Raw genomic sequence first — 21,783 nt, 5'->3', positions numbered from 1 at the left:
AGCATGACCACTGCCACCGAGACGCCCGTGGGCGTCGAAGCCGTACGCGTCGACGACATATCCAAGGTCTTCGGCAGCGGCCGCGGAGCCATCACCGCCATCGACGGGATGAGCGTGCACGTCGACCGCGGCGACTTCCTCGCAGTCGTGGGCGCGTCCGGGTGTGGCAAGAGCACCCTGCTCTCCCTCGTGGCCGGCCTGGAGGAACCGACCACCGGCACCGTCGACGTGGGCGGGCGCAAGGTCGCGATGATGTTCCAGGAGGCCTCGCTCTTCCCCTGGCTCACCGTGGGCTCCAACATCGAGATCCCCATGCGGGTCAACCGGGTGCCCAAGGCCGAACGCCGCCGCCGCGTCGAGGAGCTCCTGGAACTGGTGCGCCTGCAGGGCATGGCCAAGAAGCGCCCGCACGAACTCTCCGGCGGTATGCGCCAGCGTGTGGCTCTGGCCCGTGCCCTGGCCCAGGACGCCGACGTCCTGCTCATGGACGAACCCTTCGGTGCCCTCGACGCCATGACACGCGACATCCTCCACGACGAGCTCGAACGCATCTGGCGCGAACGCAACCTGACCATCATGTTCGTCACCCACAACGTGCGTGAGGCCGTGCGCCTGGGCGACCGGGTCGTGCTGCTGTCCAGCCGCCCCGGTCGGGTCATCGAGGAGTTCACCGTGGAGGGCGAGCGCCCACGCCGCATCGACTCCGCCCGCATCGCCGAGCAGGCCGCCCGCATCACCGATCGACTCCGCGAGGAGGTCTCCCGCCATGCCTGAGACCACGGAGCGGGAGAACCGCCACGTCCAGGGACTGGACGCCCTCGAGCTCCAGCCCGCGCGCGGCAAGGACGACCGGGACATCGCCAAGGTCGCCGGCCGCATCTGGTCGGCGACCTGGCCCAAGCTCGCCGCGATCGCGTTCGTGCTGCTGGCCTGGCAAGCCGTGGTCTGGTCGGGGTGGCGCTCGGAGTTCGTCTTCCCCGGTCCCGACCGGGTGCTGCCGACCCTCTTCCACGAGCTCACCACCCCCGAGTTCTGGACCGCCGTCCAGGTCACCATGCAGCGTGCCTTCACCGGGTTCGCGCTCGCCCTCGTCGTCGGTGTGCTCATCGGCCTGGCGGTCTCCCGGTTCCGGCCTCTGCGCAGCGCGATCGGGTCGCTCATCACAGGGCTCCAGACCATGCCTTCCATCGTCTGGTTCCCGTTCGCGATGCTGCTGTACGGCATCACCGAGTCGGCGATCATGTTCGTGATCGTGCTCGGCGCCGCCCCCTCCATCGCCGGCGGCCTGACCTCGGGTATCGACTACGTCAATCCGTCGCTGCTGCGCGCCGGCCAGGTCATGGGCCTGCGCGGGATCCAGCACTACACACTGCTGATCGTGCCCGCGGCCCTGCCGATGTTCGTCTCCGGGCTCAAGCAGGGGTGGGCCTTCGCCTGGCGCTCCCTCATGGCAGGTGAGCTGCTGGTGATCATCAACCAGCAGAACTCCATCGGGTGGGCCCTGAGCCAGGCCCGGCAACTCAACGACGCCGAACGCCTGCTCAGCTACATCATCATCGTGCTGGTCATCGGCATCATCATCGACATCTTCTTCAACTGGGCCGACCGTGCTCTGCGCCGCCGCTGGGGGGTCTCCCAGAACTGACGGCCTGCTCGTCCGGGGCCGTGCGCCCGCTCGCGAGCACGGCCCCGGCTACGTCAGAACACCAGGTACATCGCCACGGCCAGTCCCAGGGCGGCCGTCGGCAGCAGGACGCTCACCATGAAGATCGGCCCGTAGGCCCGCTTGTGCGTCTCACCGCTGATCGCCCGGACCGTGGTCACCACGTACCCGTTGTGCGGCAGCGAGTCGATCCCGCCCGAAGCCAGCGCCGAGACCCGGTGCATCGCCCCCGGGTCCACACCCTGGGCCATGTAGTCGGGCGCCACGATCGGCAGGGCGATCCCCAGACCGCCCGAGGCCGATCCGGTGATTCCGCAGACCACGCTCACGAAGAGGGCCAACCCCATCAGCGGAGGGCCCGCCACGTTCAGCAGCACGTCCAGGAACGAGCCGAACGCGGGCGTCTCGGCGGCCACGCTCCCGAACCCGACGACCGCGCAAGTGTTGGCGATCGCGATCAGGGCGTTCTGGCTGCCTGTGCCCATGGGGCGGAAGAACCCGGTGACGAAACGCAGATTCAGGACCCACGCCGACGCGATGCCCAGCACCAGTGCCACGAGCACTGCGGTCTTGGAGTCGATGAACTGCGAGAGCACGTTGAGCACCAGCAGCACCACCCCCAGCGGCAGCAGGGCGAACACCGGTCCGGGCAGCTCCGTGTGTCCTCCCTGTCCCGTGGCCTCGCTGCGCAGTGGGCTCTCGGCCGGGAGCTCGAACGTCTCACCCCGGCGCACCGCGCGCTGCAGCAGGGCCCGCAGCCAGAGACCGCCCACCGTCATGATGAGCAGACCGATGAACACGCCGATCCACCCGCCGGCGGTAGGGGCGGTGCCGAAGAACTCGGTGGGGATGATGTTCTGGATCTCCGGTGAACCGGGCGAGGTCATCGTGAACGAGACCGACCCGAAGACCAGGGCCGCCGGGATGAACCGGTGCGGGTAGTCCGCGACCCGGAAGAGCGACACCGCGATGGGGTAGACGGTGAACCCGACGACGAACAGGCTCACCCCGCCGTAGGTCATCACCGCACACGCCGCCACCACCGCGAAGAGCGCCCAGTCCGGCCCGAGTCGGCGGCTGATCCAGTCGGCGATCGAAGCGGCCGAACGGGTGTCCTGGATGACCTTGCCGAAGATCGCCCCCAGCAGGAACACCAGGAACCAGTCGGCGAAGTAGCCCGTGAAACCGTCCATGTAGTACTCGGACAGTGCCGTGTCCGGGTTGATCCCGCTGGTCAGAGCCAACACCAGTGAGGACAGCAGCGCGGCGACGATGATGTTCACGCCGCGCAGGGTCATGTGGACGAGCAGGGCCAGGGCCGCCACCAGCCCGATCATGCTGAGCATGCCCGTGCACTCCTTCCGGGAGGATCAGGCGTACACGGACGCGTAGAGTGACTCGATCTCGTCGGCCGAGGGCACCCGCGGGTTGTTGGCGGGCGAACCGGAGGCCAGGGCCTGTTCGGCCATGAGCGGGGTCAGCTCCCGCCACACGTCGGCGTCGATGCCGTGTGACCTCGGAGTCGGCACCGCGAGGTCCTCGTTCAACCGCCGCAGTTCCTCCACCAGGGCCAGCGAGGCCGCCTCGTCGCCGTCCCGCGGGCCGGCGATCCCCATGACCCGGGCGCACTCGGCGTAGCGGTCGGGGGCGGACGGGCGGGAGAACGCGGTCACGGCCGGCATGAGCATGGCGTTGGAGAGCCCGTGTGCAATGTGGAAGTGCGCGCCCACGGGCCGGCTCATCCCGTGCACGAGCGCGACGCTGGAGTTGGAGAAGGCCAGCCCCGCCTGCGTGGCGCCGAGCATCATCGCCTCCCGAGCGGCCCGGTCACCGGGGTCGTGGTACACGGTGCGCAGGTGCGTGAAGAGCGTGCGCATGGCTTCGCGTGCCAAGCCGTCGGAGAAGGGGTGGGCCTTGGCGCTGACGAACGCCTCGACGGCGTGCACCAGGGCGTCGACGCCGGTGTCCGCGGTCAACCGCGCAGGCATGGCCAGCGTGAGGTCGGCGTCGACCAGGGCGGCCTGCGGCAAGAGGGCCAGGCCGGCGCACAGCATCTTCTCGTCGGTGTCGACGTCGGTGATGATGCTGAAGCGAGTGGACTCCGACCCACTGCCCGCGGTGGTGGGCACCGCCACGACCGGTAGCGCCGGCGCGTCGGTGACGGTGGGCGCCTTGTAGTCGCGCATCCGCCCGCCGTGCCCGGCCAGGAGCGCGACGGCCTTGGCAGTGTCGATGGGGCTGCCACCGCCGATCCCCACCAGGCAGTCGTAGGCTCCCTCGCGCAGTACCCGCACGCCGTGGTCGACGACGGTGGTGGTCGGGTCAGGCACGGTCTCGGTGAACAGGCCGGGTGTCGAACCGGTGCCGCTCAGGGACTGCAGCAGATCCCTGAAGAAGGCCTGTTCGGCCAGGAAGGGGTCGGTCACCACCAGAGGGCGGGACAGGCCCAGGGAACGCAGGACCTCGGGCAATTCGGCGGAGGCGCCGGGGCCGATCCGCATGATCCGGGGCAGAGCGATGGCAGGGGCCACTTGGGACAACCTCGATCCGTGGAAGGGGGCGGGGCTGGGGGAGAGAGGAGAAAGGGGAGAGGAAACGCCGGTACGGTTCACCTCGGGAGCGCGGGTGCAGTTGTGGCCCGCGTCACGTTCACGCCGACCCGTTCCATGCTCGGGTGCGGGCCCGCTCGCGCAGAGAGCTCCGGCCCACACACGTGTGCCCCGCCGTGTGTGGGAACCCGACATGCGCCGTGCGCGCACACGAAAGGGCCGGGCGGACGCGGGTCAAATCTCAGGCGCCGCCCGGCCCTTCGACCGCTCGGCTCAGGAGTGCACGAGCGGGGTGTCCACCAGGTGTTCGGCGAGGAACCACGCCTGCAGCTCACCGGTACGGATGACGTCCGAGACCAGGATGTCGTTGGTGCCGTCGTCGCCCAGCTCCTGCGTGCGCGCCGCCGCGTCGTGCGTGTCCTCCAGGATCGTCTCGTGGGCCTCCAGCAGCCTGGACAGCATCGCCGGGACCTCCTCCACGCCGTTGGGTGGGCGCGGGACGTTGGTGATCTCCGAGACGTGCCTGGGGTCGCCGACCGCGACACCGCCGAGCGTCTGCACACGCTCGGCGATCTTGTCGACCAGCCCGGTCTGCTCCTCGGCGTGCTTGTCCATGAGCAGATGCAGCTGGTAGAAGGTCTGGCCGCGCATGAGCCAGTGGTGCTTCTTGTAGAGGCTGTGCAGGATCTGCGTGTCGGCGAGGACCTGGTTCAGCCGCTGGCACGAGTACATGCGCGCGTTGTAGGAGAGGCCGACCGGGAGCTGGCGGACGGTGCCGTACTCCTGGATCTCCTGCCCCTTCTGGTGGAGCCAGGGCTGGCTGCTGCGGGGCTTGGGCGTCTTCTCGGCGGTAGTCACGGGTGTTGATCCCTCCGAACTCGGTGTGCTGCCCGAAGCGCACACGCATGCGCTCCGCCAGCCAGTCTTGAACACCGACCGTTGTCCGGAGAAAAAACCCACGCCATACGCGAGCAAGGCTTTGTGCCGATTCGTCCGCCGTGTGTTGCCCGTGTGGGCGGCCCACACCCGGAGCCGGGCCCTGCTGTCCGCACGGCACGCCGTGCAACGTACGGGTCGGGGCACACCGGGGCGAAACCATCGCCCGGGCAAAAAGCCCTTACAGGGACGGCCCAGTCTCCGTCTGGCCGCGGGGAGAACGTGGCAGTATGCGAGAACGGTGGCACGGGGGGTGCCGCCCGCAGACGACGTCACAGGCCGACGGGGGGCCATGGATGATGATCATCGTTCCGGATGCGGCACTGAACAACGGACTGCGCATGCCACAGGTGGGTCTGGGCGTGTGGCAGGTCCCGCAGGACGCCGTCGTCGACACTGTCACCACCGCACTGGACGCCGGCTACCGCAACATCGACACCGCAGCCGCCTACGGCAACGAAGCGGGGGTGGGAGAGGCGCTGCGCCGCTCCGAGGTCGACCGGGAGGACGTCTTCGTCACTTCCAAGGTCGCCAATCCCGACCAGGGTTACGACTCCACCCTGCGGGCCTTCGACGTGACACTGAAGCGCATGGGCCTGGACCACCTCGACCTGTACTTGATCCACTGGCCGCTGCCCCAGCGCGACCTGTACGTGTCCTCGTGGAGAGCCCTGGAACGCCTCTACGCCGAAGGCCGTGTGCGGGCCATCGGGGTGTGCAACTTCCAGGTCGCCCACCTGGAACGCGTGCTCGACGAGGGCGGCATCGTGCCGATGGTCAACCAGATCGAGCTGCACCCGATGCTGACGCAGCACAAACTGCGCGACTTCCACGACCGCCACAACATCGTCACCGAGGCGTGGAGCCCGCTCGGCCACGGACATCTGCTCGAGGACCCCACGGTCACCCAGGTCGCCGAAGAGCTCGACCGCACACCCGCTCAGGTGCTGTTGCGGTGGCACATCCAGCTCGGCAACGTGGCGATCCCGAAGTCGGTCACGCCCGAACGCATCAGAGCCAACTTCGACGTGTTCGACTTCGAGCTCTCGGACCAGGACATGGAGGCCATCAGCGCCCTGGACGAGAGTCACCGGTTCGGCCCCGACCCCGACACCTTCGACGGGGACTGAGAACCGGTCTCAGGCGCGCAGTTCGCGGCGCTTGCGCGCCCCGGCCAGCACGGCCTCGGTGCCCTGGCGGCGCATGCGGACCACGTAGGCAACGCCCCCGGCGAAGATCGCGACGAACAGGCCCAGCACCGCGACGAGGGCGAGGGCGGAAAGCAAGAACGTGAAGGACATGGGCCCACCTTATCCGCCGCACCGGCCCCGTTCCCACCGGGGAAGCGGCTCCGGGAACAGGGGCGGCACACCCATCACGAGGGAGGTCCCTTGGCACGGACACCGCACGAGATCGTCAACCCGCTCACGCTGGCCCGCCCGGTCGGTTACGCGCACGCGCTCGTGGTCACCCCCGGGCGCACCGTCTTCGTGGGAGGCCAGAGCTCCCGACGCACGGACGGCACCATCGTCGGCGACACCGTCGTGCACCAGTTCGACCACGCACTCGGCAACCTCGTCGAGGCGCTGCGCGCGGCCGGCGCCGAACCGGTGCACGTGGTCGACCTGCGCATCCACACAACGTCCGTCCCCAGTTACCGTGCCAATCTGGGCAGCCTCGGCGCCGTCTACCGCCGCTACATGGGCCGCCACTACCCGGCGATGAGCGTGGTCGGGGTGCATGAACTCCTGGAACGCGGCGCCCTGGTCGAGATCACCTGTACCGCCGTGGTGCCCGACGCCCACGACCACGATCCGCTCGCCGAGGAACGAGCTCTGGAGATCGAGGTCGAGGAGGGGATGGTCAGCGGCCCCTTCGAGGACCGCACCGAACCCGGGAACGAACGCGCCCGCACCTGACCCCGGACGCTCGAACGGGTGCCGCCCGGCTCCGTGCAACCCCGATGCAACTACCGCGCCAGCAGAGTGTGGAGCGTCACTCTACGAGAGGATGTGGAATGCGGGCAGCCGTGGTACCGGCTTTCGGAAAGCCGTTGACATTCGAGCAACGCGATGTGCCTCAGCCGGGTCCGCACCAGGTTCTGGTGCGGATCGAGAGCTCCGGCTTGTGCCACACGGACATCCACGCAGCCGCAGGAGACTGGCCGATCAAGCCGTCTCCTCCTTTTGTGCCCGGGCACGAGGGTGTCGGCGTAGTGGAGGCCAAGGGCGAGGACGTCCGATCCGTCGGGATCGGTGATCGGGTGGCGATCCCCTGGCTCGGCGAGGCCTGTGGCCGGTGCGACCACTGCGTATCGGGTCGGGAGACGCTGTGCCTGTTCCAGAAGAACAGCGGGTACGCGATCGACGGTGCCTACACCGAGTACGCTCTTGCGCACGGGTCTTACGTAGTCCCGGTTCCCGACGGGGTCGACCCCATGGATGCGGCGCCCCTGTCGTGCGCCGGAGTAACCACCTACAAGGCGCTGAAAGTGGCCGAGGTCGGTCCGGCCTCCCGGGTCCTCGTCTCCGGGATCGGCGGGCTCGGACACTTGGCCCTGCAATACGCGCGCATCTTCGGCGCCGAGACCGTTGCCGTGGACGTGACCGACGCCAAACTGGATCTCGCACGCGAACTGGGTGCGGACCACGTCGTGGACGCCCGCACCGAGGACGTGGCGGCGCGGGTCCAGGAACTGGGTGGGGCCGACGCCGCGATCGGTGTGGCCGTGAGCAACGCCGCGTTCGAGGCCGCCTACGGGGCCCTGCGGCGGGGCGGCCGGCTCGTCCTGGTCGCGCTGCCCCCGGACGGACGGATCGAACTGCCCGTCTTCGACATGGTCCTGGGCGGGAAGTCGGTCATCGGCTCCATCGTCGGCACACGCGAGGACTTGGCCGAGGTCTTCCGCCTGCACCGCCGCGGCCAGACGCGGGTGATCCGAGAGACCCGCCGCCTGGAGGACGTCAACACCTGCTTCGAAGACGTACTGGGCGGCAAGGTATCGGCACGGCTCGTCTTCGACCTGCGCTGACCTACGCCCCGTGCACGAGTGCACGGGGCCGGTACTTCGCAGGGACCGGCCCCGTGGGGCCGCGGTCAGAGGTATCCCAGGTGGGAGAGCTCGACCGCGGCCTTCTCGTGCAGGTCTGCGTAGGCGTCCCGATCCAGCTGTCGGCGCCAGGACCCCACGCCCCACGAACCGTCCTCCAACACCAGGTGCGAGGCCGAGACCCGCGCCCCGGTGAAGGCCCGCAGCTTCTTGGCAGCGGCGACCTCGCCGCCGTGGACGTCCTCGTAGCGCAGAGTCAGGAGCTGGTCCGCGCCGATGTTCTTGCGAACCCTTGCCGACATGCGTACCGCCCCGCGCCAGCGCATCGCGCACTGCCCGATGGTGGAGGCCTCCCGGAACTCGTCGAGGTCGTCGTTGCCGGAGAGCCCGTAGAAGTGGTTCGGGAACTCCGAGGCCGGCTTCATCACGCTCGGTTTGTGCCACGCCAGGCAGATGTCGTCCTCGGCCATGCGCGCCACCACGTCGCGTCCGTCCCGGATCACCTGCACGAACAGGGCGTCGGGGAAGGCCTCGTACAGGGCGTCGGCGCAGAACAGCAGTTCCGGTGTGGCATCGCCGTAGCGCACCACCGACCGGCTGTGCTCACACGGCTCCGCGGAGATGTTGGCGGGTACCCGCACGCCCCGGGAACCGGGGCACCGCGGGCAGGTCAGAGGAGTGACCTGCCACTCCTCGGCATAGGCCTCCCGCAACAGGCTCGCCGTGCCGGCCACTTTCTCCGTGGCCAGCGACGGATTCCGCGCCACCGAGTACACGGCGTTGAGCACGGCGGTCGACCCGCCGCCGAGATGGAAGCCGGTGGCGCGGGCCAGGGCACCGGCGATCACGGGAACACCGGAGTGCGGCGCGCCCAGCACGAAAACCGGGCGCTGCACCTTGGTCCCGTTGACCACGAGGATGTAGGACGGCTGCTTCATGATTGTGTCGATTTTGGCACCCTTTGCCCGTGGTACGCGCATCGGCTGCCACTTCTGTGCAGCACAGCAGGTGTTACCCGAGCGTACGGGCCTTCCATCCAACCGACACGGTCCCCGGACCACACGGCGGCGGCAACGCGGCTCTGTGCCACTGCCACAATGAAGTATGGCCTCCACGACCTCCGACTCCGCACCGTTCGCCGACCCCGACGGTTTCGACCAGGCGGCCGAACTCATGTCCTCCGCTTCACGCATCACCGTGCTCACGGGCGCAGGGGTGTCCACCGACTCGGGGATCCCCGACTTCCGCGGTCCCAACGGGCTCTGGACCAAGAACCCCAATGCCCAGGCGCTCTCCGACATCGACACCTACATGGGCGACATCAACGTCCGACGCGAGGTGTGGCTGCAGCGCCGTGCGGCCAAGGTCTGGGAGGCCGAACCCAACGGCGCGCACCGCGCCCTGGCCGCGCTGGACACCACCGGGCGGCTCGACTCCGTCGTCACCCAGAACATCGACGGGCTGCACCAGGCCGCCGGGTTGGCCGAAGACAAGGTCATCGAGGTGCACGGCACCATGCTGAGGGTCATGTGCATGAACTGCGGCCTGCGCACCCCCAGTGAGACGGTCATGGCCCGCCTGGACGAGGAGTCCGACCCGCGGTGCGTGAGCTGCGGGGGCATCCAGAAGTCGGACACCATCTCCTTCGGCCAGCGCCTGAACCCCGACACCATCGAGCGCGCCACCCAGGCCGCGCGCGACAGCGACCTGTTCATGGCCGTGGGTACCACGCTCACCGTGCATCCCGTCGCCGGACTGTGCGACGTGGCGATGATGGCCCGCGCGAACCTGGTCGTCGTCAACGNNGCCCCCAGCCGATCGGCGAAGTGCTGCCGGCGCTGGTGCACCGCGTGCCCAAGCTCGGCCACGGCATCTTCCACGGCTTCGAGGACCTGTAGGGGCGCGCCCAGCCGGGTCAGTAGGCGCCGGAGGTGCCGGACTGCCTCGTACGCCCGGACGAGCGGGCCCCTCGCGTCCGGTGTCGGGGGTGGGGTTGCGTGCTCCGCCGTTGACGAGGCGGAGCAGCCAGGCCGCATCCGGGTGGAGCCCGGCCACTGCCCGCGCGCCTTCCAGGACGGACTCGAGCTCCTGGGGATCGTGGCCGTCGGGGACCCCGGAGAGCTGCTCGAGGTAGGCGCGCAGGTGGGACCGGAGCTGCTCGTGCCGGTCGATGCCGAACCGGGTCGAGAGGTCGTCGATGGCCTGGCGTAGGGCGAGCAGCTCGGCGCGTCCCAGTGGGCGGGACGGGGTGAGCAGGCGACGGTAGGCGAGGAAGCGCGCCGGGTCACCGGTGGCCGTGTTGTCCTGGGACAGGCCCAGCCGCAGGAGCTCGTGAGGCTCGCTCCACAGGCGGTTCACCTCCGGGTCGGTGTACCAATTCCCCAGGTCGGGCGAGACGTGGCGCAGATAGGGAAGCATGCTCACGACCAATCGCGCCGCGCTGCCGTTGATGCGCATCGCGGTGGACCGCAGCAGATGGGACGTCTGCCCGGCGAAGGGAACCGACAGCCCGTACGGGTTCGTGACCACGGGCGTTTGGTCGACGTCGCGGTGCAGGTAGAACCCGATGCACTCACCGACGTTCACCTCATCGCCGCCTTCCAGCTCGATGGTCATCGTGTAGTCCTCGTCGGAGGTGACACCGGTGTGCCGCACCCGAAGGGTCGCCAGGATCGCCGCCCACTCAGAACCCGGCAACCGCCGCCACAGTGCCGCCGTGGCGTGCCAGACCTGCTCGGGTGCCTCGGCGTCGCGATGGAGGCGGGTCAGGTCCACCGGGCCGCCCTCGACCAACACCATGAGCAGCACCAGGTTGCTCGTGTAGTTGCCCTCCCGACGGGTCAGGGGCAGGCGCGCCGGCTCGTACTCGGTGTAGGAGCGGTTGGGCGCCGGGAACGGGGCCTCACGGTACAGGTCGACGAGCAGGTCGGTGTACTCCTCGCGAGCCTCCGGTTCCTCCTCGAAGCGCTCGTCCAACAGCTCGGCCAGGAACTCCACGACCTTCTGCCGCCCGGCGAAACTGGCGAACGAGGCGTAGGCGTAGAGCTCCCCGTCGTCGATGCGCTGCGGACCGTGCTTGCGCCGCCGGCGCCTGCGCGAACCCCCGGCGTGCTGCTCCACCAGATCGTCCAGCGCCTCGACCACGGTGCGCGCGACCAGGTACTCGCCGAAGGTGGCGTGCAGGAACTCGAACATACTCGCGCTGCCGTCCGACCGCCGTGCCCGGGCCTCGTGCACGAAGAAGAACCGGCCGAGCACCTGGTGGGCGGGGGAGATGCGCCCGTGCAGCCCCGTCTCGTGCTCGCTCTCGAACGCCTCCGGCATGAGCACGGCCAGGTCCGAACCCAGGTCCTGCGCCCGCACGCTCTGGCGCCGTCGGCTGAACATGGCCAGGGCGGCCACCTCGAGGTGGCGCAGCTCGTGCGCGACCGCCTCGGCGAAGTCGTCGCCATTGAGCGATGCGTGGCGTTTCTCGACCTCCCGTTCGGCGAAACGGGTCAACAGCTGCTCGTAGAGCTGGCCGTGCGAGAGAGTGTCCGCCGCCCTGCGCAAGGCATTGTCGTCGGCGTCATGAATGAGCAGCATCATCAACAGCAGCGGTTGCTCGGCCAGCTCCCGGTAGCGCAGCAGGACGTCGGAGGTGAGTGGCTCCAGCCCCCGGCGGCTCAGCGCGGCGCCGTTGGTGGCGTTCCAGACCTGGAGCATGTGCGTCATCTGGCCCTCGTCGAAGGGGGCCAGGCGCACCACGGTTGTGCCGGACGGAAAACGGGTCCGGTCGGCGACCACGGTCCGGCTGGTGACCACGACCGCCACCGGTTGTCCCATGGACACCTGACGCTGCTGGAACTCCTGCACCTGCTCCAGGTAGTCGGAGCGGTCCACGCCGGTGGCCTGGAGGAGCTCGTCGAACCCGTCCAGGACGATGACCGGCAGCGCGCCGTCGGCGGACTCGGCGAGCTCGCGCCACGAGGTGTGGTCGTGCAGCGTGCCCTTGAGCCCGTCCTCGATCTGCACGTGGATCGGGGAGTTGGGCTGCACGTTGCGCAGCTCGATGCGGATCGCGAGGAAATCCGATTCCGGGAGCTGGGCGGCCAGCATCTCGGTGAACTTGGATTTTCCGGCGCCGGGGTGGCCCAGAATCACGGTGGGACGCGCAGTCGAGTCCGGGTGCACCAGGTGGGCGGCGAAGAAGGCCTGCAGATCGCCCGCGGTCGGTCGTCCGTCCCACCAAGCTTCGGAGGAAGGGGCGGACGTGAGGTCGGTCGTGGTCACCTGGCCGCGCGGAGGGATGTAACCGTCCCGGAGCGAGGGCAGGCGCATCCCCTCGGGCAGGTCACCGGCGCGGATGACGTTGCGGTCGAGCGTCGAACGGTGGACGGCGGCCAGTTCCTGGCGGCGGGTGTCGAGCGGGCGGCCGGAGGCGATGCCGTCGAGCTTGTCGTGCAGGTCCTCGAGACCGGTCACGAACTCCTGTCGGGAGCGTTCGTGCTCGGCCGCGTGCACCCACATCGCGAATTCGGGGACCTCCGAGGCCAACCGGAGGAGGTTCTCCGTGTAACGTTCTGCAGCTGCGGATGGGCTGATGAACCCACCATGTTCGGAGCGCGGTGCGGTCAGCGGAACGAGCGCGGTGAAGAGGGACTGGAAGGCCTCGTCGAAGGCCAAGGGCGATGAGAAAGCAGAGAGTGGATCTGCGCCTCCGCTCCCGGGGAATGTGAGAGTGTCCTGGATTTCCCGGATGGAAGGCATGCGGGGGGCCTTGTGGACGAGCGCGTTGAGCGACTCCTCCACCGGCGCCAGGTTCTCCGCTCCCGAGAGGTCCAGATCGAGATCGGCCCGTTCCGCCATCTCCTCGATCGACTGCAGGAGCGAGACCACCACGATGATCCGGTGCGCCGCCTCGATCCGCTCGGTCCGCGTCAACCGGCTCTCGCCCCGCAGTTTGGCGCCGATGCCCTCCAGCGCACCCCGGCCCTTCTCCACCAACAGCTCGCGCAGTCCGAAGAGGCTGGGAACCCCCAACGCCCCCAACCCTCCGTCGGTGAGCTTCTCGGCGAAGTCCAACAGCTCAGAGTCGTTCTTGCCGAGAACCTTCAACGCGTCCGCATAGCTGAGCTTCTTGGCCACGGCGCGGGGCCGCCTTCCTCGGTCGGGGGTCGGGGGCGGGAAGTCGCGGGGGGAGCGGGGCAGGGCTCCTCAGTGTCTCAGAGGCTGCAGGATGTGTGGACGGTCACCCCTTGTTCCTGAGCCGTGCCCGGGGGCGCTGACGGGGGACAGGTGCCCTTACGGCTCGACCGACTGCCTGTGCTGGAAGACGCCGACGGGGTCCCACCTTCTCTTGACCTCCTTCAGGCGCTGGTAGTTCGCCCCGTAATACAGATCCGACCACGCGCTGTCGGAGGTGTTCCAGTGGGGATCGTTGAGGTCGGCATCCGCATAATTGACGTAGCAGCCGTCATTGACCTCGTTCTGCTGCGGCACCCCGCCGGTTCGGGAGTAGACGTCGTGGTAGAACTCCCGGATCCACGTCAGGTGGTACTCGTCCTCGTGCGCGTCGTCCCAGAAGTTCTCGTACAGAAGTTTCATCACGGAGTCCCGGTGAACCGTGGCTGTCTCGTGCGGGGATTTTGTATTGATCCTCCCCCCGTAGGATATTACGAGCAGAAGCGCGTCGGAATTCTTGTAGTCGTCTCGGGTGAGGTGCCGGTAGATCGCGGAGATCTGGTCCTGGGGGAAGGCCGAACGCATGTAGGCCGACTTGTACTCTGCGCGCAGTGTGGGGTTGACCAGGGCCGGGTTCCCGGTCCCCAGCATCTGGGCGGCCTGCAGCCAGGGCAGGCGCCGGGGAGCTGCCAATTGGGGACGGGGCGGTTGGTCACCCATCGGTGTCGTCACCGCTCCGGTCTCGATGCCGACCCCGTCGTTGACCGCCGCCAAGAACTCCTCGAGCAGCTGTTCGGCATCGGGCTCTGAGGCATCGACCTGGGTCAACAGGCCGATCTGGCCGTTCGACCGGTGGTTGAGCTGAAGGTTGGCGCACAGGCCCGCGTACGGTGAATCCGGGCCGCTGTTGCGCTCGTGCCACGTGCCGAAGTTCTGGAGGAGCCTCGAGAAGGAAGCTTCGGTCATGGACTCCCAGTCCCAGGAGACGTCACTGAGCAGGACCTCTCCCGGTGGACGCGGGAGCTGGCCGGAGGGTTCGGCACGGGAGGTCTCCGGTGACCGAAGCCAGTACTTGGTCACGATGCCGAAATTGCCTCCGCCACCGCCGGTGTGTGCCCACCAGAGGTCGTGGCCGGGGTCGGCCTCGTCGCTGGTGGCGACCACGGCGCGGGCCCTGCCCTGGTCGTCGACGACCACGACCTCGACCGCGTGCAAGTGGTCCGCGGCCAACCCGCTCCGGCGCGACAGCAGTCCGTACCCCCCGCCCGCGATGAGACCGCCCGCGCCGACCGAATGACACATGCCGCCGGGCAGGGTCACTCCCCAGCAGCGATACAGGGTCTCGTACAGGTTCAGTAGGCTCGAACCGGGTTCGACGGAGAAAGCCCGCCGCTGTTCGTCGTACTCGACGCGCCCCATCTCCGACATGTCGATGACGACATCGACATCAGGTCTGTACACAAAATCCTCGTAACAGTGCCCTCCGCTACGGACCGAGATCCGTTTGTTGTTGCGGACCGCAGTCTGGACCGCCTCGACCACCTGTGCTGTCGAACGGACGATGCACACGTACTCGGGCCGTCCGACCCAACGCTGGTTCGTGCCCCGGACGACATCCGGGTAACGAGAGTGCTCTTCGAAGACCTTGGTGAGGCCCCTGTCATTGCCACTGGAGCTGTATCCGTTCACGGAGGAACCCTTCACATGGCTCATTTCGTGGACGCTCCTTCTCATGTAACCCTCCGATGTTCTCCATGATGGGAAGGAAAATTTCTCCTCGATGAGCGAACGTGCTCCGGCGTGCGGGGAGCCGTGAATGGCACGCCCCTCCCTCAACGAATGTTTCGTGGACTGTTCGGATCAGAAAGGTTCGCCTCGGCGCTGCGTCGCCGTTTCAACGCCAGAAAGGCGAGCAAGGCTGCAACCACGTAGACAACGGCCGCGGACGAGAACGCAAAACCGTAGCCCTCTGCGGTGGCGCTGGGAAGTGCCACCCCTCGGCTCGCCAGCCATGCCGTCTGTGCACCCGCCACCGAGACCAGAACGGCCAGGCCGATGGTGGGTCCTCCCTCCATCGAGGTGTTGAGGACCCCACCGGCCAGGCCCCTCTCGCCCTCCTCCACGTTCTCCATGGCCGCAGCGGTCGCGGCGGAGAAGATCAGCGCGGCGCCGACCGGGAAGACCACGAGCCCCGCGAGCAGCAGGCCGGCGTACGGGGAGTCCGCATGCAGATGACCGATCAGCCATAGGCCGGCCGCCCCCACCGCGAACCCAGTGGCCAGCATCGTCCTCGGCCCCAACCGCACGGCCAGTCGTCCGGCGAAGAGGCCGGTTGCGAACATCGCGACCCCGTAGGGGAGAAAAGCGAGGCTGGTGGCGACCGGGGAGTGGTCCTGGACCTGTTGGAAGTACAGCGGCAGGAAGAACGTCGTGGTGAACGTTCCGGAAGAGGCCAGCATGACTCCGAGCAGGCCGACCAGTCGACGTCTCGACCCGAAGAAGGACAGGGGCACCAGCGGACTCCGGGCCCGTGCCTCCACCAGAATGAACGAGGCCAGAAGGGCGATTCCGCACCCCAGGGGCACGAAGGTCGCTGCTGACAGCCAGCCCCGTTCGCCGGCCCCGACGAGCCCGTAGCACGTCGCGAACAGGCCAAGAGTCACCAACACTGCTCCGGGAATGTCCAACTTCGTGCGGATCGGGGCAGGGCCGGGTGGCACGACGTGGCGCATCACGCCCAGAACGACGGCCACGACCACGGCCGGGACGACGAAGGCCCAGCGCCAAGAGATCCAGTTCGCGACGAAACCCGAGACGAGAATGCCCAGGGTCGCACCCACCACGGGGAAGCCTCCCCAGATCGCGATCGCCTTGGTCCTGCGCGTGGGCTCCTGGAACACCACACCGACCAGTGCCATCGCGGCCGGCGCGGCCAGGGCCGCGCCGACCCCTTGGGAGAACCGTGCCGCCAACATGACGGCGAAGGTCGTGGCTGCGGCATTGGCCAATGAAGCGACCCCGAAGATGCACATCCCGATGGCCAAGGCCGGGCGCAAACCGAAGAGGTCGCCCAGACGCCCCCCGAGCATCAGGAGCCCGCAGAACGAGACGGCGTAGGCGTTGGTGACCAGGGCCAGGCTTGAAGCGCTCAGCCCCAGGTCGCGTTGGATGGCCGGCAGAGCGACCGCGATCACGGTCATCGCGGCGATGAGCGTGATCTGGACGATCCCCAGGACTGTGAAGGACAGCGTGGGGTGAATGACCCAGATTCGGGGGCGCTCGGCTCCGGGCGCTGTGCCGTTCCGGCGCCCGCCGGCTGTGTCCCGTTGCACCACAAGGCCTTTCCGTTGCGGTTACCTGTCACGAGTGGGGCCACCCCTCAGGGCCTGTTCGGCGAACACCGGCCCACACCGTCAACCGCACCACCCCTCGACGACGCCTTCGCCGCGGTGGCTGGCCCGGGCGACGGAAGGCGCCCACCGAACAGGCCCTAGATCTGCTTGAGCATGCCGCCGTCGATGACCAGGTCGGATCCGTTCATGTTGGGCAACTTGCCTGAGGCGAGCAGGACCACCAGGGAGGCGACCTCTTCGGGTTCGGTGAACGAACCCGTGCTCAGGCCCGTCGCGGTGGGCACCTGGGAGACGAATTCGTCCATGGACAGGCCGGCCTCCCGTGCCATGTCGCCCCCCATGCCTTCCTCAGCGGTCCAGGTGGAAGTCCGGGTGGGCCCGGGGGAGATGGTGTTGACACGTACCCCTTGTGCCCCGAACTCCTCGGCCAGGGCCTTTCCGAAGTTGGCCAGGGCGGCTTTGGCGGCCGCGTAGTCGACGAGTCTCGGCAGTGCCAGACGCGAATTGACCGACCCGATGTTGATCACGGTTCCGGAGCGCTCGAGCAAGCTCGGCAGCGCGGACCGGGTCGAGCGCACCGCACTGAAGAAATTCAGGTCGAAGGTGTGCTGCCAGTCCTCCTCGCTGGTGGAGAGGAAACCGCCGGGGCGGGCCGGGGAAGCCCCCACGTTGTTCACCAGAAGGTCGATGCCTCCCAGCTCCTCCTGGGCCCACGCCATGAGCTGGGAGGGGCCCTCCGCCGAGGCCAGGTCGACCTTCGTGGTCAGCGGCGTCGCTGCGAGGAGTTCCTCGCCGGTGTTGCGCGCCGCGGCGGCCACGTTGACCCCTTCGGCGGCGAGGGCCTGTGTCACGGCCAGGCCGATGCCCCTGCTCGCTCCGGTTACCACTGCGGTGGTTCCGCTCAGTTCGAATTCCACATTGCTCCTTCCAAGAGCTCACTGCAACACCAATGTTTAGAGACACTAGTGTCGCGCAGGTCGTCTGTCCACCGGTATCCGGGTGCACCCCGAGCGCAGTGATCGGATGCCCGACCCAGAAGCAGAGGTCAGAGGCTAGGATTCGAGGGAATGTTGATCGGAGTGAGGGCATGAGTACGGAAAGGTTCGAGGACTGGTCGGCCCACCACGAGGTCCCCGACGAGCTGGCGATGGCTCTGGACCTGGCCAACACCATCGACCTCCGCAGCTTCGGCGGCCGCCGGCCGCGCGAGTTCCTCCCGGACCGGGAGTCCCTCGATGCATGGCTCGCCCACCGCGGGTCCGCCGGGGCCGCTGCTTCGGAAGAGGACTTCGCAAGGGCTCTGGACCTGCGCTCCGCGATCCGTGAGCTCGCGGACAGTCACCACGGCGGGCGGAACGGGGGCGGGCCGGAAACCGTGCGACAGGACCGCCCCGCGTTCGACCTGGCCTTGCAGGTCGGCCTCGACGAATACGGCAACCCCACGCTCACCAGTGCGTACGAGGGGGCGCGAGCTGTCCTGGCCCGGATCCTGGCGACGGTCGTTCTCGCCGAGGCCAAGGGGGTGTGGTTCCGGGTCAAGATGTGTTCCGCCCCGGACTGCCGGGTCGTCTTCTACGACGGGTCCAAAGCCCGTAACAGCCGTTGGTGCTCTTCCACCGGGTGCGGCAACCGTATGAAGACACGGGCGTACCGGACACGCCGGCGCAGTGGCGCGGCCTGACGGGACCACGGTGCCGCCAGGGGCTCAGGACTCGACCAGATCGACCAGCTCCCGCGAGACCCGACCAGGTTCTTCGAGTGTGCTCAGGTGGCCGCATTCGGGCACGACGACGTGGCGGGCACCTGGGATCCCCCGTGCGATCTCGGCCGACATCTCCGGGGGTATGAGCGCATCGTCGGCGCCGACCAATACCAGGGTCGGACAGGTGATCGAGGCCAGCAAGGGGCGTGAGTCGGGGCGGGACATCGTCGCGCGCTGCTGACGCACGAACGTGAGCGCCCCCGTCTCCCGCGCCATCTCCCGTACCGTCGCGCGCAGCGCGTCGTCTCCCTGCCTCCTATGATGCACGAGTGAGGGGTAGGCCAGGTCCGGGATCTCGTCGAAGCCGCCGTTCTCGGCGAAGGCGATCTGTTCCGCACGGCGCTCGGACTGTTCGGGGGTGTCCGGCCTGGCCGAGGTGCCGAGGAGCGCCAGCTTCTCGACCCGTTCGGGAGCCTGGCGCAGGACTTCGAAGGCCACGTATCCGCCGAGGGAGAGTCCTACGAGCGTGAAGGTCGGAGGAGCCTGCTCGAGGAGATCGCGCGTGATGTCCGACAAATTCTCGTGCTGCATCCGCCCGGCCACGGTCACCGGTCCGCTCCTCCACAGTTGCGGTACCTGTTCTGCGAACAGGCGCGGGGTTCCGAACAGGCCCGGAACGAGAACCACCGGAGCGGCTCGGGAGACTGACTGCATGTATGACCCTTCCTTACTGAACAGATATGGTGATGACCGGGCCGCACAGCACTCGGCGGCTGGACGGTGCGCGGCCCTGAATGATCCGGGGATGGGAACAGCATCGGTCTCTTCGCCCTCAGGAGGGCTTTTGTGTCACCCGGTTGGAGGGGTCCAGGAGTAGCGAGAAGCGATGGTCGCCACATGGTCCATCTCCTCCTGGCTTCGGGACTCGGGGGCGGGTTCGCCCGCCCGTGCGGGAGCACCCGCCTCGATGAAGAACTCTTCGAATCCGGCCGGGGTGAACAGAAAAATCATCCGGGCCGTGTGCAGGCCGACATTCTTGAACCGGTGCACGGTCCCGCTCGGTATGTAGACGAAATCTCCGGGGTACGCTGTGAAGGTGCGGTCCCCGTCGAGAACTTCCAGTGCGCCGGACAAGATGTAATAGGCCTCGTCCTCCCGGTGGTGTATGTGCGGACGAGGGCCTGCCCCGGGTGGGACCGTGGCCTCGATGAAGGACAAAGCCGCGCCGGTCACCGCCCCGCGTGCCTTGATCGTGTAGGTGTCTCCGGCCAACCACACCGTTTCGCCCTCCGACGCGGGTACGTGAATGGCCCCGGAGGCGGAGCTCTCTGCAGTGCTCATCGGTCCTGGCCTTTCGTTTTCTGGTTTGTCGCTCACGGGGCGGACAGCATTCCCTCGACGCCCGCCTCGGGGTGGGGAGGAAGCCGGTCGAGGGTCATGTTGAAGTAATCGCGATAGGCGTCGCGCACCTCATCCTCATCTTTGAGCCAGTACTTGTTGCGGTGCCCGTTCTCTGTTCTGATCAGCACGTCACCGCTCAACGTCACTCTCCCCGAATCGGTCACCAGCGAACAGAACTGATGCCGCACGAACGGTGAATCTGGAGAGTTCTGGTACCACCACAAGACCGGAAGGAAATCCTCCAGCTCTCGGGGGCGTGTTTCGATCCGGTAGACAGGCTTGCCGTCGCAGAGCAGATCGAGGTCACCGTGTGGTGCCTCCACAAGAATGAAGGTTCCGTGCGGGTCCTTCTGTTCAGTACGCAGGTCCATACGGAGCGGATACCGACTTCCTCGGCCGAAACCCACGTCCACCAGCCAGGGGACCTCCCCGTCCACCCGGATGACAGTGTGCCCGAGAGCGGTACCCGGACCGCCGTCCCCGTGGACTCTGCTGGCCAACAGTGTGACCGGATAGCCCAGAGCCCGGAGCAGGTCGGCGAACGTGCTCCCGTTCAACTCCCGGCAGGTGCCGCCGCGCCACCGGAGGACGACCTTCTCCAGCGCCGCCTGCCCGAGAGCAATGCTGGTGCCGTAGTGGAAGTCGAGGTTCTCGAACGGAACGGTCATGAGATGGCGTTCGTGGAGTTCAATCAAGGTGGGGTCGTCGGGGGTGCTGGCCGCAGGCATCCCGACCCGGTTCAGGTAGGCCTCGACATCAGGTGTGTCCATTCGTGCCCTCCTTCTGCTCGACGGCGCGTTCGGCGTCATATCCGTAGAGCCAGGCCCGGCTGCCCAGCGAAGATGTGTCACCCTCGTGGTGCGTGTGCCCCGCTGCCTGGCTTCCGGAGCCGTGCAAGGCCGGCACTCTGGTTCTGGAGCCCTCCTGCACACGAGCGGTGCGGTCGAGTCTGATCTCCTCGTAACGGCGCAGAGCCGCCTCCGGCGCGCGATCTCTGTTCTGCCGCAGGCAGGCGGCCAGAACGACCGCATCTTCGATGGCCTGATTGGCGCCCTGAGCCATGAACGGGAGCATGGGGTGGGCCGCGTCCCCGATGAGGGTGGTTCGAGCACTGCTCCAACGGGAGATCGGGGCGCGGTCGTGCAAGGACCACAATCCGACCTCGTCGACGGTGTCGAGGACGGCACTCAATTCTGCGTCCCACCCGCGATAGGCGCTCCGCAAGTCCTCGGCGTTCCCGGTCGCAGACCACGACTCGGCCGAGCACCGGTCGCCCGGCATCGTGGCCGCGAAGCTGATCGACCGCCCCGCAGAGACCGGGTAGCAGACCACGTGCTGCCCACGACCCAGCCACAAACGCACCTTGGGCTCGGCGACGAGGCCGGGGAACCGGCTCGCGTCGACCAGGCCTCTGTAGATGTTCCTACCGGCGGGCTCGGGCGTATCGTCGATGAGCGCCGTACGAACCTTCGACCGGATGCCGTCGGCGCCCACGACCATGTCCGCTTCTGCGGTCGAACCGTCGTCGAAGCGCAGCGTGACACCCCGGTTGTGCTCCACCGCTGCAGTCAGGGCGGCGCCGAGGCTGACTGTCCCCCGCGGGAGCAGTTCCAGTAGTCCCCGGTGGAGATCGGCTCGATGGAGCGTGTAGTAGGGCGCCCCGAACAAGTCCTGGCACTCGGCCCCCAACCGGGTACGCGAAACCACGTGTCCGTCGTTCCACTGTCGGCGCTCGATCGCTTGGACCGCCGTGCCGACCGCGCGCAGGTGCTCAGTGAGACCGAGCCGTTGCAGTGGATGCACCGCGTTGGGGGCGAGCTGGATCCCGGCGCCGACTGCACTCAGGCGTGGGGCCTGCTCGTAGATCCGGCATCGGATCCCCGACCGGGAAAGCGCCGCCCCGAGCGTCAGGCCGGCGATTCCAGCACCGACGACAGCGATGTGCATGATGCTCCCTCTGTCCGGGT

18 protein-coding genes and 2 pseudogenes are annotated in these 21,783 nt (G+C 68.0%); 7 read left to right on the top strand and 13 right to left on the bottom strand.

What is annotated here, in order from left to right; all coding sequences use genetic code 11:
- The first annotated feature begins 3 nt into the window (after window positions 1-3).
- Window positions 4-774, top strand: coding sequence for an ABC transporter ATP-binding protein (locus D474_RS0102745; protein WP_017612070.1), 771 nt, complete (start codon window positions 4-6; stop codon window positions 772-774).
- Entirely contained in the window at window positions 767-1,645 is an 879-nt protein-coding gene (locus tag D474_RS0102740) for an ABC transporter permease (RefSeq protein WP_017612069.1), read from the top strand. Before D474_RS0102745 ends, D474_RS0102740 begins: the two co-directional genes overlap by 8 nt.
- A gap of 53 nt (window positions 1,646-1,698) precedes the next feature.
- Here D474_RS0102740 and D474_RS0102735 read toward each other — a convergent pair whose 3' ends face one another.
- The 3 genes from D474_RS0102735 to D474_RS0102725 form a co-directional block, all read right to left on the bottom strand.
- Complete coding sequence (locus tag D474_RS0102735) at window positions 1,699-3,009, bottom strand: GntP family permease (protein WP_017612068.1); 1,311 nt, start codon at window positions 3,007-3,009, stop codon at window positions 1,699-1,701.
- 24 nt (window positions 3,010-3,033) lie between these two features.
- Complete coding sequence (locus tag D474_RS0102730) at window positions 3,034-4,194, bottom strand: iron-containing alcohol dehydrogenase (RefSeq protein ID WP_017612067.1); 1,161 nt, start codon at window positions 4,192-4,194, stop codon at window positions 3,034-3,036.
- Window positions 4,195-4,485: 291 nt separating this feature from the next.
- Window positions 4,486-5,070 (bottom strand): Dps family protein, encoded by a 585-nt coding sequence (locus tag D474_RS0102725; RefSeq protein WP_017612066.1) that lies wholly within the window; start codon window positions 5,068-5,070, stop codon window positions 4,486-4,488.
- A gap of 374 nt (window positions 5,071-5,444) precedes the next feature.
- Between D474_RS0102725 and D474_RS0102720 the strand changes: the two genes are divergently transcribed.
- Complete coding sequence (locus D474_RS0102720; RefSeq protein WP_017612065.1) at window positions 5,445-6,278, top strand: aldo/keto reductase; 834 nt, start codon at window positions 5,445-5,447, stop codon at window positions 6,276-6,278.
- 9 nt (window positions 6,279-6,287) lie between these two features.
- On the opposite strand, the gene D474_RS32550 is transcribed toward D474_RS0102720, so the two are convergent.
- Entirely contained in the window at window positions 6,288-6,449 is a 162-nt protein-coding gene (locus D474_RS32550) for a hypothetical protein (RefSeq protein ID WP_017612064.1), read from the bottom strand.
- A gap of 90 nt (window positions 6,450-6,539) precedes the next feature.
- Between D474_RS32550 and D474_RS0102710 the strand changes: the two genes are divergently transcribed.
- On the top strand, window positions 6,540-7,067 hold the full coding sequence (locus tag D474_RS0102710) for a RidA family protein (RefSeq protein ID WP_017612063.1): 528 nt from the start codon (window positions 6,540-6,542) through the stop codon (window positions 7,065-7,067).
- 44 nt (window positions 7,068-7,111) lie between these two features.
- Complete coding sequence (locus D474_RS0102705) at window positions 7,112-8,179, top strand: zinc-dependent alcohol dehydrogenase (protein WP_338045265.1); 1,068 nt, start codon at window positions 7,112-7,114, stop codon at window positions 8,177-8,179.
- 65 nt (window positions 8,180-8,244) lie between these two features.
- Here D474_RS0102705 and D474_RS0102700 read toward each other — a convergent pair whose 3' ends face one another.
- The gene (locus D474_RS0102700; RefSeq protein ID WP_017612061.1) at window positions 8,245-9,135 is read right to left on the bottom strand and encodes a sulfotransferase family protein; all 891 of its coding nucleotides are present in this window, start codon (window positions 9,133-9,135) and stop codon (window positions 8,245-8,247) included.
- Between the two features lie 166 nt (window positions 9,136-9,301).
- Between D474_RS0102700 and D474_RS30800 the strand changes: the two are divergent.
- A pseudogene (locus D474_RS30800) lies at window positions 9,302-10,095 on the top strand (SIR2 family NAD-dependent protein deacylase).
- Window positions 10,096-10,159: 64 nt separating this feature from the next.
- Here the strand turns inward: D474_RS30800 and D474_RS34395 are convergent.
- The 4 genes and pseudogenes from D474_RS34395 to D474_RS0102680 all read right to left on the bottom strand — a co-directional run.
- Window positions 10,160-13,324: pseudogene (locus D474_RS34395) on the bottom strand (NACHT domain-containing protein); the annotation flags it as partial.
- Between the two features lie 156 nt (window positions 13,325-13,480).
- Window positions 13,481-15,073, bottom strand: coding sequence for an FAD-binding oxidoreductase (locus D474_RS0102690; RefSeq protein WP_017612059.1), 1,593 nt, complete (start codon window positions 15,071-15,073; stop codon window positions 13,481-13,483).
- A gap of 119 nt (window positions 15,074-15,192) precedes the next feature.
- Window positions 15,193-16,692 carry an MFS transporter gene (locus D474_RS27420; protein WP_239646986.1) on the bottom strand — a complete coding sequence of 500 codons (1,500 nt, stop codon included), beginning with the start codon at window positions 16,690-16,692 and terminating at the stop codon, window positions 15,193-15,195.
- 158 nt (window positions 16,693-16,850) lie between these two features.
- Window positions 16,851-17,630 carry an SDR family NAD(P)-dependent oxidoreductase gene (locus tag D474_RS0102680; protein ID WP_017612057.1) on the bottom strand — a complete coding sequence of 260 codons (780 nt, stop codon included), beginning with the start codon at window positions 17,628-17,630 and terminating at the stop codon, window positions 16,851-16,853.
- A 170-nt stretch (window positions 17,631-17,800) separates the two neighbouring features.
- Here D474_RS0102680 and D474_RS27415 point away from each other — a divergent pair, with 170 nt between their 5' ends.
- Window positions 17,801-18,394 (top strand): CGNR zinc finger domain-containing protein, encoded by a 594-nt coding sequence (locus tag D474_RS27415; RefSeq protein WP_017612056.1) that lies wholly within the window; start codon window positions 17,801-17,803, stop codon window positions 18,392-18,394.
- A 24-nt stretch (window positions 18,395-18,418) separates the two neighbouring features.
- Here the strand turns inward: D474_RS27415 and D474_RS0102670 are convergent, their stop codons facing one another.
- From D474_RS0102670 to D474_RS0102655, 4 genes are all read right to left on the bottom strand, one after another.
- A complete protein-coding gene (locus D474_RS0102670) occupies window positions 18,419-19,129 on the bottom strand; it encodes an alpha/beta fold hydrolase (protein WP_017612055.1) in 711 nt (236 codons plus the stop codon).
- Window positions 19,130-19,264: 135 nt separating this feature from the next.
- Entirely contained in the window at window positions 19,265-19,756 is a 492-nt protein-coding gene (locus tag D474_RS0102665) for a quercetin 2,3-dioxygenase (RefSeq protein WP_017612054.1), read from the bottom strand.
- Window positions 19,757-19,788: 32 nt separating this feature from the next.
- The gene (locus D474_RS0102660; protein ID WP_017612053.1) at window positions 19,789-20,586 is read right to left on the bottom strand and encodes an arylamine N-acetyltransferase family protein; all 798 of its coding nucleotides are present in this window, start codon (window positions 20,584-20,586) and stop codon (window positions 19,789-19,791) included.
- Window positions 20,573-21,763, bottom strand: a complete 1,191-nt coding sequence (locus D474_RS0102655; RefSeq protein WP_083931719.1) for an FAD-dependent monooxygenase — start codon at window positions 21,761-21,763, stop codon at window positions 20,573-20,575. The genes D474_RS0102660 and D474_RS0102655 overlap by 14 nt, the downstream gene beginning before the upstream one ends.
- Window positions 21,764-21,783: the final 20 nt, after the last annotated feature.

The organism is Nocardiopsis salina YIM 90010, assembly GCF_000341025.1.
GTDB classification, from domain to species: Bacteria; Actinomycetota; Actinomycetes; order Streptosporangiales; family Streptosporangiaceae; genus Nocardiopsis; species Nocardiopsis salina.
The sequence above is the reverse complement of the archived record's forward strand: the minus strand, read 5'-3'. Positions and strand labels throughout refer to the sequence as shown.